Source organism: Azospirillum sp. A1-3 (genome assembly GCF_023806445.1).
Classification (GTDB): Bacteria; Pseudomonadota; Alphaproteobacteria; order Azospirillales; family Azospirillaceae; genus Azospirillum.
Window position 1 is genome coordinate 812,619 of record NZ_JAMSLU010000001.1, and the last position, 15,003, is coordinate 827,621.

At 68.5% G+C, this 15,003-nt stretch carries 13 protein-coding genes; 9 read left to right on the plus strand and 4 right to left on the minus strand.

What is annotated here, in order from left to right; translation table 11 throughout:
- Positions 1 to 76: 76 nt before the first annotated feature.
- Positions 77 to 1,828 (minus strand): signal peptide peptidase SppA, encoded by a 1,752-nt coding sequence (gene sppA, locus M5E06_RS03900; protein ID WP_252137220.1) that lies wholly within the window; start codon positions 1,826 to 1,828, stop codon positions 77 to 79.
- A gap of 51 nt (positions 1,829 to 1,879) precedes the next feature.
- Entirely contained in the window at positions 1,880 to 2,452 is a 573-nt protein-coding gene (locus tag M5E06_RS03905) for a peroxidase-related enzyme (RefSeq protein ID WP_252137221.1), read from the minus strand.
- 167 nt (positions 2,453 to 2,619) lie between these two features.
- Here M5E06_RS03905 and M5E06_RS03910 point away from each other — a divergent pair, with 167 nt between their 5' ends.
- Positions 2,620 to 3,687, plus strand: a complete 1,068-nt coding sequence (locus tag M5E06_RS03910; RefSeq protein ID WP_252137222.1) for a response regulator — start codon at positions 2,620 to 2,622, stop codon at positions 3,685 to 3,687.
- Positions 3,688 to 3,853: 166 nt separating this feature from the next.
- Here the strand turns inward: M5E06_RS03910 and M5E06_RS03915 are convergent, their stop codons facing one another.
- Positions 3,854 to 5,926: a methyl-accepting chemotaxis protein gene (locus M5E06_RS03915; protein ID WP_252137223.1), complete on the minus strand. Its 2,073-nt coding sequence runs from the start codon at positions 5,924 to 5,926 to the stop codon at positions 3,854 to 3,856.
- Positions 5,927 to 6,219: 293 nt separating this feature from the next.
- Between M5E06_RS03915 and M5E06_RS03920 the strand changes: the two genes are divergently transcribed.
- From M5E06_RS03920 to M5E06_RS03940, 5 genes are all read left to right on the plus strand, one after another.
- Positions 6,220 to 7,494: an LL-diaminopimelate aminotransferase gene (locus M5E06_RS03920; RefSeq protein WP_252137224.1), complete on the plus strand. Its 1,275-nt coding sequence runs from the start codon at positions 6,220 to 6,222 to the stop codon at positions 7,492 to 7,494.
- The gene (locus M5E06_RS03925; protein WP_252137225.1) at positions 7,494 to 8,798 is read left to right on the plus strand and encodes a homoserine dehydrogenase; all 1,305 of its coding nucleotides are present in this window, start codon (positions 7,494 to 7,496) and stop codon (positions 8,796 to 8,798) included. The genes M5E06_RS03920 and M5E06_RS03925 overlap by 1 nt, the downstream gene beginning before the upstream one ends.
- Positions 8,799 to 8,904: 106 nt before the next feature.
- Entirely contained in the window at positions 8,905 to 9,906 is a 1,002-nt protein-coding gene (gene glpX, locus M5E06_RS03930; protein WP_199230844.1) for a class II fructose-bisphosphatase, read from the plus strand.
- Between the two features lie 208 nt (positions 9,907 to 10,114).
- Positions 10,115 to 10,327 carry a DUF1127 domain-containing protein gene (locus M5E06_RS03935; RefSeq protein WP_158281976.1) on the plus strand — a complete coding sequence of 71 codons (213 nt, stop codon included), beginning with the start codon at positions 10,115 to 10,117 and terminating at the stop codon, positions 10,325 to 10,327.
- 283 nt (positions 10,328 to 10,610) lie between these two features.
- Positions 10,611 to 11,822 (plus strand): hybrid sensor histidine kinase/response regulator, encoded by a 1,212-nt coding sequence (locus tag M5E06_RS03940; protein ID WP_109151469.1) that lies wholly within the window; start codon positions 10,611 to 10,613, stop codon positions 11,820 to 11,822.
- A gap of 50 nt (positions 11,823 to 11,872) precedes the next feature.
- Here M5E06_RS03940 and M5E06_RS03945 read toward each other — a convergent pair whose 3' ends face one another.
- Positions 11,873 to 12,190 carry a hypothetical protein gene (locus M5E06_RS03945; RefSeq protein WP_252137226.1) on the minus strand — a complete coding sequence of 106 codons (318 nt, stop codon included), beginning with the start codon at positions 12,188 to 12,190 and terminating at the stop codon, positions 11,873 to 11,875.
- 129 nt (positions 12,191 to 12,319) lie between these two features.
- Here M5E06_RS03945 and cutA point away from each other — a divergent pair, with 129 nt between their 5' ends.
- The 3 genes from cutA (at position 12,320) to M5E06_RS03960 (ending at position 14,972) form a co-directional block, all read left to right on the plus strand.
- Positions 12,320 to 12,676 (plus strand): divalent-cation tolerance protein CutA, encoded by a 357-nt coding sequence (cutA, locus tag M5E06_RS03950; protein WP_252137227.1) that lies wholly within the window; start codon positions 12,320 to 12,322, stop codon positions 12,674 to 12,676.
- A gap of 140 nt (positions 12,677 to 12,816) precedes the next feature.
- Positions 12,817 to 14,055, plus strand: a complete 1,239-nt coding sequence (locus M5E06_RS03955) for a molybdopterin molybdotransferase MoeA (RefSeq protein WP_252137228.1) — start codon at positions 12,817 to 12,819, stop codon at positions 14,053 to 14,055.
- Positions 14,052 to 14,972, plus strand: coding sequence for a LysR family transcriptional regulator (locus tag M5E06_RS03960; protein ID WP_252137229.1), 921 nt, complete (start codon positions 14,052 to 14,054; stop codon positions 14,970 to 14,972). The genes M5E06_RS03955 and M5E06_RS03960 overlap by 4 nt, the downstream gene beginning before the upstream one ends.
- The last annotated feature ends 31 nt before the right edge of the window (positions 14,973 to 15,003 follow it).

Sequence of the window (15,003 nt, forward strand, 5' to 3'; positions counted from 1 at the left end):
GTCTCGGACGTTGATGTCTTTGAGCGGAAATATCCCCCTCTCCCCAGGGGGGGAGGGGATTTGGTCCAGGCGCGCGTCACCGCTCCAGCGTCATCGCCGGCATGCGGGCCTGCACGCCGTCGGCCTGGGTAGCGGCGAGCAAGGGGCGCAGATGGGCCAGCAGCGGGCGCAGTTCCGCCACCGCGGCCAGCGCGCCGACGAGTTCGCCCTTGCCGGACATCAGGTCCAGCAGCTGGTCGGTCACCGACTTCGGCGGCGGGTAGGGCGCCAGCGTCACCGGGGCGTCGGGCGATAGGCCGGCGGCGGTGCGGGCCAGGGTCAGCGCCTGCTCCTGCCCGCCGAGATCGTCGACGAGGCCGAGTTCGCGGGCCTGGGCGCCGGTCCAGACACGGCCCTTGGCGACGCCGCGCGCCTGTTCGGGCGTCATGTGCCGGGCTTCGGCCACACGCTGCAGGAAGTTGGCGTAGGTGTCGTCGATGATGGCGTTCAGCCGTTCGGTTTCGCTGTCGTCGAAGGGGCGCAGCGGCGACCACATGCCGGCGTTGCGCCCACCCTGCACACGGTCCCACTGGATGCCCAGCTTGTCGGACAGGCCGCCGATGGCGAATTTTCCGGCGACGACGCCGATCGACCCGGTGATGGTGGCGGGAGAGGCGACGATGCGGTCGGCGGCGAGCGCGATCCAATAGCCGCCCGACGCGGCGGTGTCGCCCATGCTGGCGACCACCGGCTTGCCGCTCTGCCGCGCCCGGACCAGCGCCCGCCTGATCGCCTCGGACGCCGAGACGGCGCCGCCGCCGCTGTCGATGCGGAACAGGATGGCGCGCACGTCGGGATCGTCGGCCGCCTCCTCGATGGCGTCGACGATGGTCTTCGACCCGGCGGAGGTGCCGCCCAGCGCCGGCTTGCCGCTCTCGCCGCCGGTGATGGTGCCGACGGCGTGGATCAGGGCGATGGTCGGCCCCTTGCCGTTCGGGCTGCCGGCGACCGACAGGTAATCGGCCGGCTCCATCGCCTCCGCCCCGGCGCCGGCCCGCTTCAGCGCCTCGTCGCGCGCCTCGTCGGCATAGCCGAGCCGGTCGACGAACTTCTGGTCCAGCGCCTCCTTGCTCAGCAGCGGCGCCTTGTCGATGGCGGCCCGGACCAAGGCGGGGGCGAGGCGCCGGCTCTTGGCGATGCCGTCGACCAGCTGGTTGCCGAGATCGGTGACCAGCGCCTCCATCATCTCGCGGTTGGCCGGGGTCATGCCGGATTTGGTGAAGGTCTCGGCGAAGCTCTTGTATTGCTCGCGCTGGGCGAAGTTCGGTTGCACGCCCAACTGGTCGAGGGCGCCACGGGCGAAGGGCAGCTCCGCCGACAGGCCGGTGATGCCGAGCGTGCCCATCGGCTGCAGCCAGACCTCGTCGAAGGCGCTGGCCAGCAGGTAGGAGCGGTTGCCCGCCCCGGCCCCGCCATATTCCTCGGCGAAGGCGACGGCGAACCGGCCCGACGCGCGGAACCGCTCGATGGCGGTCCGCAGCTCCTGCGTCTGGGCGAAGCCGATGCTGTCGTCGCCGAAGCGGGCCAGCACGCCCTTCACCCGCGGGTCGCGCCGGCCGCCGTCCAGCGCGTCCAGCACCTCGCGCAGGGTGGTGTGGTGTTCGAACAGGCTGCCGATTTTGCCGCTGTCGCTCTCCGCCAGCGGCTTGGTCAGGTCGAGGTCCAGCACCACCGCATCGGGCAGGGTGGGTTCATGACGCACCACCAGCACCGTCACCGCGACCGCGCCGGCCACCAGAAGCAGGCCGATGAGCGCGAACAGACGGACGAAGAAACGGACGATCACCATGATTCCTACCCTGTGTGGCTTAGACGGTGCCGGTACTCAACGATCCTGCCCCTAGCGATCCTGGCTGTGGTACTCGCGGTTCGGGATCATGTCCACCGCGGTCGCCAGCCGGTTGGACATGTTGTAGAAGGCGGCCGTGTCGGCAATGTCGAAGATGTCCTCCGCGCTGAATCCGACGGCGCGCAGCGCCTCGCGGTCCGCCTCGCCCACCGACATCGGGTTCTCGGTCAGCTTCCAGGCGAAATCGAGCATGGCGCGCTGGCGCGGCTCCAGCGGGGCGACGCGGTAGTTGGCCACCAGCATCTCGCCCAGTTCCGGATCGCCGGACAGCTTGCGCACCGCCTGCCCATGGGCGACGAGGCAGTAATAGCAATGGTTGGCCGAGGAGACGACCACGGCGATCATCTCGCGCTCCAGCTTGCTGAGGCCGCTCTCGCCCAGCATCAGCTCGTTGTAGAGCATGGCGAAGTTGCGCAGCTTCTTCGGCCGCAGGCTGTAGGCCTGGAGCACGTTGGGCACGAAACCCAGCTTCTCATTGCACTTGTCGAACAGGACCTGCATGTCGGCGTCGAGGTCCGGCTTCTCCGGCAGGGGCAGGGCCATGACGTGATCGGGTTGCGGCATCGGGCGGTTCCTCTCCTGATTGATTGTTGGGCCTTTCGGCGGGGGGAGGGTAACCGCGGCGAGCCGGTTTGTCTCCCGTTCCGCTTGCCGCTCGCCAATCGGACGAGCCTGTGCCAGAAATGGAATCCGAATGCGGCAAAATGGCCCGGTTGGCGAAGCAGAGGGCGATGACCCAGTCGAAGCTCGATCTTCTCTCGGTGCTGGTGGTGGAGGACAGCGGCTTCATCCGCTCGGTCCTGACCGCCACGCTGCGCGCCATCGGCATCGGCCGGGTGGAGGGGGTGGCGAGCGGCGCCGACGCCATCCGCTGGCTGGAGGAGCGCCGCGCGGCGCTGCCGCCGGGGACCGCGCCGGTCGACCTGATCCTGTCCGATCTGGTGATGCCCGAGGTGAACGGGCTGATGCTGCTGCGCTGGATCCGCTACAGCCCCAAGAGCCCCGATAAGTTCCTGCCGGTGCTGATGCTGTCGGGCGCTGCCGACCGCCAGTATGTGGAGCAGGCGCGCGATCTCGGCGCCACCGACTTCATCGCCAAGCCCTTCTCCGCCCAAACCATCGCCAGCCGGCTGCTGTTCGCCATCGCCCGACCGCGCCGGTTCGTGCTGGCCAAGGGCTATTTCGGTCCCGACCGCCGCCGCGCCGACAAGCCGGTCGCGATGGACTGCCGGATGACCGCGCCGTCGGAAATCCTGGTGGTGCACAGCGCGTCGAAGGCCCGCGGCATCGACCGCTTCCCCGTCATCTATTTCGACCTGCCCAACCGTCTGGGCGCCAAGGTCGGCCTCGCCCCGCGCGATCCGGTGCCGACCCTGCCGCCGGAGGTGCTGGCCGCCGCGGAGGAGGAAATCCTGAACCGCGCCGGCGATTATGCCGTGTGGATCGGCGCGGAGGTGGAGGAGATGGGCCGCCGCGTCGACCGCCTGCCGCGCGAGCCGGAGTCGGTGCCCGACCTTCTGGCCCAGGTCAACCGCGCCGCCCACGAGATGCGCGGGCAGGGCGGCATCTTCGGCTATCCCCTGATCACCCACATCGCCAAGTCGCTCTACGAGGCCACCCGCAGCGGCCTGACCACGGTGACCGCCAACGAACATCTGCTGTTCAAGGCCCATGTCGACGCGATCAAGGCGGTGATGACCGGCCGCGTCAGCGGCGACGGCGGGGCGACCGGGCAGCAGCTGTTGGCGTCGCTGGAAGTGGCGAAGCGGAAATACGCGAAGGCGACCGCGGTGGGGTGAGGGAGGGCTTTCGTGAGTGGACCTTGCAACGATTGCCCCCTCCCTAGCCCTCCCCCTCCTCGAGGGAGAGGGGACTGCCGCTAATTCGCATAAGGCACCCTCTCCCGCATTAGCGGGGGAGGGTCGGGGAGGGGACATCCGGAAGTCGACACATCTCCCCCCCCCCTCACGCCGCCCGGATCTTCCCGATGAAGTCGGCCACGTCGCTGCGCAGGCCGTCGGCGTTCTGCTTCAGCGCATCGGCCATCCACAGCACCTCCTTCGCCATGGCGCCAGCGCGACCGGCTTCCGTGCCGACCAGCGACGCGTTGTGGGAGACCTGATCGGTGCCGTCGGCGGCCTGACGGACATTGCGGCCGATCTCCGCGGTGGCGGCGTTCTGCTCCTCCACGGCGGCGGCGACGGCGGAGATGTTCTCCTCGATGTGGGTGACGATTGTGCCGATGTCGCCGATGGCCCGGACGGTGTGGTCAGTCGCCGATTGGATTTCCGCGACCTTGGCGGTGATGTCCTCCGTCGCCTTGGCGGTCTGGCTGGCGAGCTGCTTCACCTCCTGCGCCACCACGGCGAAGCCCTTGCCGGCCTCGCCCGCGCGGGCGGCCTCGATGGTGGCGTTGAGGGCCAGCAGGTTGGTCTGGCTGGCGATGTCGGTGATCATCCGCACGATATCGCCCACCTGCTGGGCGGCGCCGCTGAGGTCGGCGATGATGCCGGCGGTGCGGCGGACGTCGGTGACCGCCCGTTCGGCCATCTCGGTCGAGCCCGTCATCTGCCGGCCGATCTCCGAGATGGAGGCGGTCAGCTCCTCGGTCGCCGCGGCCACGGCCTGGACATTTTCGGAGGCGCCTTCGGACGCGCGGGCAACCGACAGCACATGGTTTTCGGTTTGCGACGCGATGCTGCTCATCTGTTCGGCATTGCCGCGCAGGCCGCTGGCGGCGCCCGCCAGCTGTTCGGCAACCGCCTCGATGTGACGGTCGAACTCCGCCACCAGCCGTTCCAGCCGCTCGGCCTCGCGCAGGCGGTCCTCCTGGTGCCGCCGCTGTTCGGCGGCGAGCCGGTCGGCTTCGGCGAGGCCGAGACGGAAATGATCCAGGCTGCGGGCCATGGCGCCCAGTTCATCGGCGCGTTCGGCGCCATGGATGGCCAGTTCGCGTTCCCCGGCCTGCATCCGCGCCATATCGCCGTTCAGGCGGGCGATCGGCCGGGTGATGTTGCGGGCGACCAGCACGGCGATCACGGTCATCATCGCCAGCAGGACCGTCAAGCCGACGACCATGCCGGTCAGCCGGTTCATCGCGTCCTGCGCGTCACGGTTGGCAAGCGCGATCAGGTCGTCGGCCACGCGAATCTCGACGCTGCGCAGCATGTCGATGTTGGCGGTGATGGTGTCGAACCACTTTCCGGCGTCGATACCCTGGTTGCCGGCGCCGTAGGCGGAGGCGACGCCGATCCGCCGCATCCGTTCCACCTCCGCAATGGCTGGTCCGGCAACGGTCTGGTCGTGGTAGCGCGCCTGCTCGGCCGTCAGTTTTCCCATCAGGCCGCCCATCAGCGCCTTGTACTCGCCCGACAGTTCGATGAAGCGCTCATGCGCGTCGGCGGGGAAGCGGTCCTTGCGGAAGGCCCCGCCGCCGACGGCGCGCTGCTGGCCCAGCCGCTCCTTCGCCTCCGACAGGGAGACCATGGCGTCGGCGGCGCGCAGCTGGTCGCTGTCGGCGGACAGGTTGCGCGCCTGCCCGGAGGCATCCAGCAGCTTGCGGATCAAGGCGCTGTAGCTCGCCACCACCTCCATGGAGGATTGGGCCGTGCCGTCCACCCCGGACCGCAGCCGCGACAGCTGCGACAGTGCGTCGCGGGCGCCGGCCATAGCGTCGGCGACATGGGGGTCACGGATGCGGGCCTCGGCGAATTGCCGGGTCAGATCGGACAGTTTGGTGTCGGCGGCGCTTCGAACCGTCTCCATGCGGCGGCGGTCGTCGTCGCGCTTGCCGCTGATGAAGATGGAGGAGGCTCCGCGTTCCTTCTGCAATTCGTGCACGACGCTGGTCATCCCGACCGAAAGCCGGGTGACGGAGGCGAGATCGGCGGCCCGGCGGCTGGTGTCGAGCTGTTCCCACACCAGCAACGACGACAGGACGACCACGCCGCCCATCGGAACCGACAGGGCGAGCGCCATCTTCCGTGAGAAGCGCATGTTCCCGAGCAGGCCATCGGCGATCTTCAGAAGCGACACCATCTCACATCTCCAGCAAACGGAACCATCGCAGCCCGGCGCGATCACCCAGTTTCAGGACTGTATGAAAGCTAACGAGTTAAGAGACAGTTAGGTTTAACCACGACGTCGGTAGGGAGATTGTTAAGTCACTCTATTACCGGGACCGCCAAACTCATTGCGGCCAAAGCGCCGGGTTGAAAGGCCGGGCAACGAAATTTGCCTCGCTTCCGTCGCGTCGGGGCGGTAGAACGTCAGTCCCGGTCCGCAGGTCTCTTGGGTTCGTGGCGTGACCGGAGCGGTCTTCCGGAGCGTCCATGTCGAACAACGAATTCCATCGCATCAAGCGCCTGCCGCCCTACGTCTTCGCCGAAGTGAACGCGATGAAGGCGCGAGCTAGGGCCAACGGCGCCGACATCATCGACCTCGGCATGGGCAATCCCGACCAGGCGACCCCGCAGCACATCGTCGACAAGCTGGTCGAGGCCGTGCGCGATCCGAAGACGCACCGCTACTCGAATTCCCGCGGCATCCCCGGCCTGCGCAAGGCCCATGCCGCCTATTACAAGCGCCGCTTCAACGTCGATGTCGATCCGGAGACGGAGTGCATCGTCACCATCGGCTCGAAGGAAGGTCTGGCGAACCTCGCCCAGGCGATCACCAGCCCGGGCGACATCATCCTGGTGCCGAACCCCAGCTATCCGATCCACCCGTTCGGCTTCATCCTGGCCGGCGCCTCGGTGCGTCACCTGCCGGTCGGCATGGAGAACGGGGCGTCGACCGACATCGACAGCTTCATGATCATGCTGGAGCGCGCCGTGCGCCACAGCGTGCCGAAGCCGCTGGCGCTGGTGCTGAACTATCCGTCGAACCCGACGGCCGAAGTGGTCGGGCTGGACTTCTACCGCCCGATCGTCGAGTTCTGCCGCAAGCACGGCATCTACATCCTGTCCGATCTGGCCTATGCCGAGATCTTCTTCGACAACGACCCGCCGCCCTCGATCCTCGAGATCCCGGAAGCGCGCGAGATCGCGGTCGAGTTCACCTCGATGTCGAAGACCTATTCGATGGCCGGCTGGCGCATCGGCTTCGCCACCGGCAACAAGACGCTGATCACCGCGCTGGCCCGCATCAAGTCGTACCTCGACTACGGCGCCTTCACGCCGATCCAGGTCGCTGCCGCCGCCGCGCTGAACGGTCCGCAGGACTGCGTGCAGCAGGTGCGCGACATGTACAATCAGCGCCGCGATGTGATGATCGAGGGTCTGGCCGCCGCCGGCTGGGAAGTCCCGAGCCCGAAGGCGTCGATGTTCGCCTGGGCACCGATCCCGCCGCAGTTCGCCCATCTCGGCTCGCTGGAATTCTCCAAGCTGCTGCTGCAGCAGGCGGAGGTTGCGGTGGCGCCCGGCATCGGCTTCGGTGAATACGGCGACGGCCATGTCCGTCTGGCGATGGTGGAGAATGTCCACCGCATCCGTCAGGCGACCCGCAACATCAAGGAGTTCTTCCGTTCCAACGCCGGCGGCGTTGCGGCGAGCAAGGACCCGGTGGCCCGCGCCGCCCTTCTGGAATCCGAGAAAGCGAAAGCCTGATGCCGAACGCCCAGCAAGCCCCCCTGAAAATCGCCGTCGCCGGCCTTGGTACGGTCGGCGCCGGTGTCCTGAAGCTGCTGGACACCCAAGCCTCGCTGATCGAACAGCGCTGCGGCCGCCGGATCGAGGTGGTCGCGGTCAGCGCGCGCTCCAAGGGCAAGGACCGCGGCGTCGACCTGTCGCGCGTGCAGTGGTTCGATGATCCGGTTGCGATGGCCGCCCAATCCGGCGCCGATCTGGTGGTGGAGCTGATCGGCGGGTCGGAAGGCCCGGCGCGCGACACCGTCGCCACGGCGCTGGAGACCGGCAAGCATGTGGTCACCGCCAACAAGGCGCTGCTGGCCATCCACGGCACCGAGATCGCCCAGAAGGCCGAGTCCCGCGGCCTGACCGTCGCCTTCGAGGCGGCGGTGGCCGGCGGCATCCCGATCATCAAGGGGCTGCGCGAGGGGCTGGCCGCCAATTGCGTGTCGGAAATCCACGGCATCCTGAACGGCACCTGCAACTACATCCTGACGGAGATGCGGACCACCGGCCGCGACTTCGCCGATGTGCTGGCCGATGCCCAGGCGCTTGGCTATGCCGAGGCCGATCCCAGCTTCGACATCGACGGTGTCGATGCCGCGCACAAGCTGGCGATCCTGGCCTCGGTCGCCTTCGGCACGCCGGTCGATTTCTCGTCGGTCTATATCGAGGGCATCCGGCAGGTCTCGGCGGTCGATTTCGACTATGCCGACCAGTTGGGCTTCCGCATCAAGCTGCTGGGCATCGCCCGGCGCACCGACAAGGGCGTCGAGCAGCGCGTCCATCCCTGCATGGTGCCGAAGAACGCGCCCATCGCGTCGGTGGACGGCGTGTTCAACGCCGTGGTGGCGCAGGCCGATTTCGCCGACCGCGTGCTGTTCGTCGGCCGTGGCGCCGGTGCCGGCCCGACGGCGTCGGCGGTGGTCGCCGACCTGATCGACATCGCCCGCGGGCGGTCTACGCCGACCTTCGGCGTTCCGGCCGATCGGCTGGGCGCGGCAACCCCGTCGCCGATGGAATCGCGCCGCGGGTCGTACTACGTCCGCCTGATGGTCGTGGACCGCCCCGGTGTGATAGCGGATATCGCAGCGGCGATGCGCGACCAGAACGTCTCCATGGAGCAGTTCCTGCAGCGCGGCCGTTCGCCGGACGAAGGCGTTCCGGTGGTTCTCACCACCCATGACACCGACGAGGCGGCCATGCAGCGCGCGCTTGCCACCATCGCGGCCAGCGACAATGTGCTGGAGCCGCCGCGGATGATCCGCATCGAACAGTTCTGATAGGCAGTTCTAAGCCCTTTCCCGAACAGGACAGTCCTCACCTGCCCCGTTTCCCACAATAACCAATATCAGCCTGATACGACCGAAGAGTCGGGGGGAGCACACGATGTCTACGCCGTCTACGCATGTCGATCTGTCCCATATGGACCGCAACCTCGCGCTGGAGGCCGTCCGCGTGACCGAGGCCGCCGCCCTGTCGGCCTCGCTGCTGATGGGCCGTGGCGACGAGAAGCTGGCCGACCAGGCCGCGGTCGACGCCATGCGCCAGGCTCTCAACACGCTCTACATCGACGGCACCGTCGTCATCGGCGAGGGTGAGCGCGACGAGGCCCCGATGCTCTACATCGGCGAGAAGGTCGGTGCCGGCATCGGTTCCGGTCCGAAGGTCGACATCGCGCTCGACCCGCTGGAAGGCACCACCATCTGCGCCACCGGCGGCCCGAACTCGCTGGCCGTGATCGCCATGGCGGAGGAGGGCGGCTTCCTGAACGCCCCCGACGTCTACATGGACAAGATCGCCGTCGGCGCCGGCCTGCCGGACAACATCGTCGACCTGGACGAGACCCCGGCCAACAACCTGAAGGCGCTGGCCGCCGCCAAGGGCACCGAGGTGCAGGAGCTGCTGGTCTGCATCCTGAACCGTCCGCGCCATGCCGAGCTGATCGCCCGCGTCCGTGAAGCCGGCGCCCGCATCATGCTGATCAACGACGGCGACGTGTCGGGCGTCATCGCCACCAGCCAGGCCGGCACCGGCGTCGACATGTATGTCGGCTCCGGCGGCGCGCCGGAAGGCGTGCTGGCTGCCGCGGCCCTGCGCTGCATCGGCGGCCAGTTCCAGGGCCGTCTGCTGTTCCGCAACGACGACGAGAAGGCGCGCGCCGCCAAGTGGGGCGTCACCGACCTCGACAAGAAGTACAGCCTGCACGAACTGGCGCGCGGCAACGTCATGTTCGCCGCCACCGGCGTGACCGACGGCGCCATGCTGAAGGGCGTCCGCCGCTTCCCGGGCGGCGCCTACACCCACTCGGTCATCATGCGCTCCAAGTCGGGCACGGTCCGCTACATCGAGGCGCACCATAACCTGTCGCGCAAGCCGGGCGTGAAGTAAGCGGACCGGCGGCCAAGCCACTGTTCCGAAAGACGCGCGGGGGGAGACCCCCGCGCGTTTTTTTGTGCCTGCGTTGATTTGCCCACGAATGTTCTATCGAATTCCCGCAGGTCTGCCGACGCCGGGCCGCAGAGGGTCGGCCATTGATTTCGCGGGTGCGAAAGGCAAAATAGGCTCATGTAATCGGCGCCAAACGCAGGAGATCAACATGGCCTATTCTTCGATGCAGTCTTCGTCCGGTGAATTGTTTGCCGCCGGAACAAAGGAAAACACCCTCTTTCAACGTGTCGTTCATTGGGTCCGCGAACGGATTGAACTTCATCGTGCGGAAGATGAGCTGAACCATATGTCCGACGCCGAACTGTCCGACATCGGACTGACCCGTGGCGAAATCCACATGGCCGTCCGTCGGGGGTTCTGAGGGCCGGTCTCTCGAAAGGTTTGCCCACGACGTTTGGCGCAGGACCGCTTATCGAGTCCCGAATGCGGAAAGCCCCGGAAAAATGCCGGGGCTTTCGCATATGAACCACCATTAACCTTTTCTTCATGGACCCTGCCCATGCGGCACATATGCCTGGGAGGGGTTGCGCGCTGCAGCATGATTATGGTTAATGCAGTTTAACATTATCCCCGGTTCTGTTCGAAAATGGAAACGGGGCGCCTTCGGGAACCCCATCATCCTCCGTGAGAGCCGTGGTCGAAGCATGAGTCTCATTCATCGCCTTCAGTCGCTGGAAGCGGAGCGCGATGCCGCCCGGGAGGAAGCCGAGCGCGCGAATCTCGCGAAATCGAAGTTCCTCGCCGCCGCCAGCCACGATCTCCGCCAGCCGCTCCAGGCGCTGTTCTTCCTGTCCGCTGCACTCGCCCGCCATGTCGGCGACCACAACGGGCGCGATCTGCTGTCCCGGCTCGACCAGGGGCTGGACACCATGAAGGGCCTGCTCGACGGGCTGCTGGAGGTGTCGCGGCTGGAAGCGGGCGTGGTGACGCCGGTGCTGGACACCTTCGAGATCAGCGAGATCACCGACGCGCTCGACGCCGCCTATGGCGAGCAGGCGACCGCCAAGGGGCTGGTCTGGCGGGTGGAGAGCTGCGAGGCGGTCCTGCGCAGCGACCGCGGCCTGCTGATGCAACTGCTGCGCAATCTGGTCGACAACGCTCTGCGCTACACCGAGGCCGGCGCGATCCGCATCCGCTGCCGCATCGACGCCGCGCCCGGCGGCGACCGGCTGGCGATCGAGGTGCAGGACACCGGCATCGGCATCCCGCCCGAACATCTCGACCGCATCTTCGACGAGTTCCATCAGGTCAGCAATCCGGAGCGTGACCGGCTGCGCGGGCTGGGGCTGGGGCTCGCCATCGTGCGGCGGCTGTCGCAATTGCTCGACCATCCCGTCGAGGTCCGATCGGTCCACGGGCAGGGATCGGCCTTCCGCGTCCTGGTGCCGCTGGCCCCGGCCCGATTCCTGGCCGGACGGCCGGGTGGTCCGGAACGGCCGCCGGCCATCGACCGGCCGCGGCTGGCGGTTCTGGTCGATGACGACGCGGTGGTGCTGCTGGGGTTGCAGACGGTGCTGACCGAATGGGGCTTCCGCGTCGTCGCCGCCGACAGCGCCGACCGGGCGATGGACCGGTTGGAGTCGCTGGGGCGCGTGCCGGACATCGTCATCGCCGATTACCGTCTGCGCGAAGGTCGCGTCGGCACCGAGGTGATCCGCCGCGTGCGCGCACATTATGGGGCCGAGGTTCCTGCCTTGATTCTGACCGGCGAGACCGGCGCCGATACCTTGGCCGATGCCTCCGCCCACGGCGTCGCCGTCCTGCACAAGCCGGTGACTCCGCGCCAGCTCCAGGCGGAGGTAGACCGCCAGCTGCGGATCAGGCGCGGAAGCGGCTTGGCCGAAGCGGCGCAGTAAACCAGCGGCCCAGTAGACCGCATCGCCGGGCCGATCGCCGCTTTTCTCTTTTAAATCAGCGCGCCTTGCCGAACATCGGCCTGCACCTCACCGACCGGGGCGGTGTCGCCGTGGTCATCTCCACCGAGCGCGGTACGGCCGGTCTCGGTCAGGCGGCAGACCAGCCAGTCGGGCTTCAGCGGATTGTCGAACCAGCGCTCCGCCCAGCCGGCCTTCAGGCAGGCCTCCACCGTCGCCTTCTTCACCCGCTGGCCGCGCTCGTCGAACAGCGGCAGCTTGCCGCCCGGCTGGTCCAGTCCGCGGCGCAGCCATGCCCCCTGAACGTCGGACGGGGCGCTGCGGGACGAGGAACGGCGGGACTTGGCCATGGGACGGGCTGCTCTTGCGGATACGGGATCGGACAGGGGATTGCCGGCCCCCATGGGGGCTGTGGCAAAGTGCGGGCATCCTACGCGAAAGCGCGGCACAGGTGCATCGAAAAGGAGGGGGTTTTCCCCATGCCGGAAACCAGCCCAGCGACCCGCCCTGAAACCCATGACGACGGTCTGGTCTTCGCCTACATCACCGCCGGTTCGAAGGAGGAGGCGCTGCGCATCGGGCGCAGTCTGGTGGAGGAGCGGCTGGCCGCCTGCGCCAACGTGCTGGACGGCATGACCTCCGTCTATCGCTGGAACGGCGCGGTGGAGCAGGCCGACGAGGCGGTGCTGATCGCCAAGACCCGATCTTCCCTGTTCGACCGCCTCACCGCCCGCGTGCGCGACCTGCACAGCTACGACACCCCCTGCGTCGTCGAACTGGCGCTGGGGCGCGGCAACCCGGACTATCTGGACTGGCTGCGGGCGGAGACCGCCTGAGCGGCAGGAATGCCGCCAGGCCCAAACAGAGCCTTGACGCGGATCAACGTCGTGGGCTGCAGTTGGCGATAGGAAGGGCGGAGTCTGACCGCAATTCCGCCGGTGCCCGGCCGGCCCACCTCATCAAGGACACCGAGACCATGGACGATTGCTCCGCACACGGCCCCATTCCCCTGTCGCTGGACGAGGCGGTCGCCCGCGTCGCGCAGGGGTATGGCGCGGTGACCGGGACGGAGGAGGTGCCGCTGCGCCAGGCGCTCGGCCGCGTGCTGGCGGAGGAGGTGGTGGCCCCGGTCAATGTGCCGCCGGCAGACGTCTCCGCCATGGACGGCTGGGCCTTCGCCGCCGCGGCGGGGGAGGGGTTCCGGCGGCTGGACATCGTCGGGCGTGTGCCGGCCGGATCGAAATTCGACGGCATCGTTGGGGCGGGGCAGGCGGTGCGCATCTTCACCGGCGCACCGGTTCCCGCCGGGGTCGACACCGTGGCGATGCAGGAGGATTGCCGGACCGACGGCAATGCCGTGCTGGTCCCGGCCTCGCTGAAGCGCGGCTCCAACGTGCGTCTGGCCGGGGAGGACATGACCGCCGGCGCGGTGGTGCTGCATCCCGGCCAGCGCATGCGCGCGCAGGAGGTCGGGCTTGCCGCCGCGGTCGGCCGCTCCAGCCTGATCGTGCGCAAGCGGTTGACCGTTGTGCTGTTCTCCACCGGCGACGAGCTGCGGGAGCCGGGAACGCCCAAGCCCGACCACGCCATCTATGACGCCAACCGCTACACGCTGGCCGCCCAGCTCGACGCGCTGGGGGTGGAGGTGCGCGACCTCGGCATCCTGCCCGACCGGCCGGACGCCACCCGCGCCGCCCTCGCCGAGGCCGCCGGCACCGCCGACCTGATCGTCACCAGCGGCGGCGTTTCGGTCGGCGAGGAGGACCATGTCAAGGCGGCGGTCAACGCGCTGGGCTCCATCGATCTGTGGACGCTGGCGATCAAGCCGGGCAAGCCGCTGGCGCTCGGCCGGGTCGGCGACACGCCCTTCCTGGGGCTGCCCGGCAATCCGGTGTCGGCGATGGTGACCTTCCTGCTGGTCGGCCGGCCGCTGGTGCTGCGCCTGTCCGGTGCGACCGGCATTGCCACGCCGCGCAGCCTCGTTGTCGCCGACTTCACCTTCACCAAGAAGCCCGGCCGCCGCGAGTTCCTGCGCGCCCGGCTGGAGCGCGGCGCGGACGGCCGTCCGGTCGCCGTGAAGTTCCCCAGCAACAGCTCCGGCGTGCTGACCTCGATGGTGGAGGCCGACGGGCTGGTCGACATGCCGGCGGAGGCCACGGCTGTGAATCCCGGCGATCTGGTCGATTTCCTGCCCTTCACCGGTCTGTTCGCGTGACGCTGGAACAGCTGCGCATCTTCGCCACGGTGGCGGAGATGCTGCATTTCACCCGTGCCGCCGAGGTGCTGCACCTGTCGCAGCCGGCGGTCAGCGCTGCCATCGCCGCGCTGGAGGCGGAGCATGGCCTGCGCCTGTTCGACCGCATCGGCCGGCGGGTGGAGCTGACCGCCGCAGGTCAGCTTCTCCACGGTCAGGCCCGCGCCATCCTGGCGAAGGTGGACGAGGCCGGGACCATGCTGGCCGAGCTGTCGGGCCTGTCGCGCGGCGCGCTGCGGCTGGCTGCGAGCCAGACGGTGGGCAATCACTGGCTGCCGCCGCGGCTTCTGCGCTTCGCCGCCGCCTATCCCGGCATCCGCGTCGACCTGTCGATCGGCAACACCGAGCAGGTGGCCGAGGCGGTGCGCGACGGCCGGGCCGAGCTGGGCATCGCCGAGGGGGTGGTGACCGATTCGGCATTGGTCAGCGAACCGGTCGAGGGCGACCGGCTGCGGCTGGTGGTTGGCGGCTCCCATCCCTGGGCCGGGCTTGGCCGGGTGGGGCGGGACGAGTTGGCGGCCGGGCGCTGGATCCTGCGCGAACCCGGCTCCGGAACCCGCGCGCTGTTCGAGGCGGCGATGCGCGGGGCGGGGCTGGATCCGGGCGGGCTGGATGTCGCCATGACGCTGCCCGGCGGCGGGATGATCCGCGCGGCTCTGCTCGCCGGTTTGGGGGCGAGCGTGCTGTCCGACCTGATGCTGACCGAGGATTTGGCGGCCGGGCGGATCGTGGCGCTGGAGGGGCTGGACCTGCCGGCCAGACCTTTCCATTTGGTTCGCCACCGCGACCGCTACCGCAGCATCGCCGAACGGGCCTTCGTGCGCGTGGCGGTGGAGGATTTTCACTCTCCCGTCCTGGGGAAAGGGAGGATTCCGTAGGCTACCGAGAAGTGGCATCGGCGGTTCGGCC

Excerpts from the sequence above, each read along its gene's own strand:
- sppA (WP_252137220.1), bottom strand. The coding sequence starts at position 1,828 with ATGGTGATCGTCCGTTTCTTCGTCCGTCTGTTCGCGCTCATCGGCCTG.
- M5E06_RS03905 (WP_252137221.1), bottom strand. The coding sequence starts at position 2,452 with ATGCCGCAACCCGATCACGTCATGGCCCTGCCCCTGCCGGAGAAGCCG.
- M5E06_RS03910 (WP_252137222.1), top strand. The coding sequence starts at position 2,620 with ATGACCCAGTCGAAGCTCGATCTTCTCTCGGTGCTGGTGGTGGAGGAC.
- M5E06_RS03915 (WP_252137223.1), bottom strand. The coding sequence starts at position 5,926 with ATGGTGTCGCTTCTGAAGATCGCCGATGGCCTGCTCGGGAACATGCGC.
- M5E06_RS03920 (WP_252137224.1), top strand. The coding sequence starts at position 6,220 with ATGTCGAACAACGAATTCCATCGCATCAAGCGCCTGCCGCCCTACGTC.
- M5E06_RS03925 (WP_252137225.1), top strand. The coding sequence starts at position 7,494 with ATGCCGAACGCCCAGCAAGCCCCCCTGAAAATCGCCGTCGCCGGCCTT.
- glpX (WP_199230844.1), top strand. The coding sequence starts at position 8,905 with ATGTCTACGCCGTCTACGCATGTCGATCTGTCCCATATGGACCGCAAC.
- M5E06_RS03935 (WP_158281976.1), top strand. The coding sequence starts at position 10,115 with ATGGCCTATTCTTCGATGCAGTCTTCGTCCGGTGAATTGTTTGCCGCC.
- M5E06_RS03940 (WP_109151469.1), top strand. The coding sequence starts at position 10,611 with ATGAGTCTCATTCATCGCCTTCAGTCGCTGGAAGCGGAGCGCGATGCC.
- M5E06_RS03945 (WP_252137226.1), bottom strand. The coding sequence starts at position 12,190 with ATGGCCAAGTCCCGCCGTTCCTCGTCCCGCAGCGCCCCGTCCGACGTT.
- cutA (WP_252137227.1), top strand. The coding sequence starts at position 12,320 with ATGCCGGAAACCAGCCCAGCGACCCGCCCTGAAACCCATGACGACGGT.
- M5E06_RS03955 (WP_252137228.1), top strand. The coding sequence starts at position 12,817 with ATGGACGATTGCTCCGCACACGGCCCCATTCCCCTGTCGCTGGACGAG.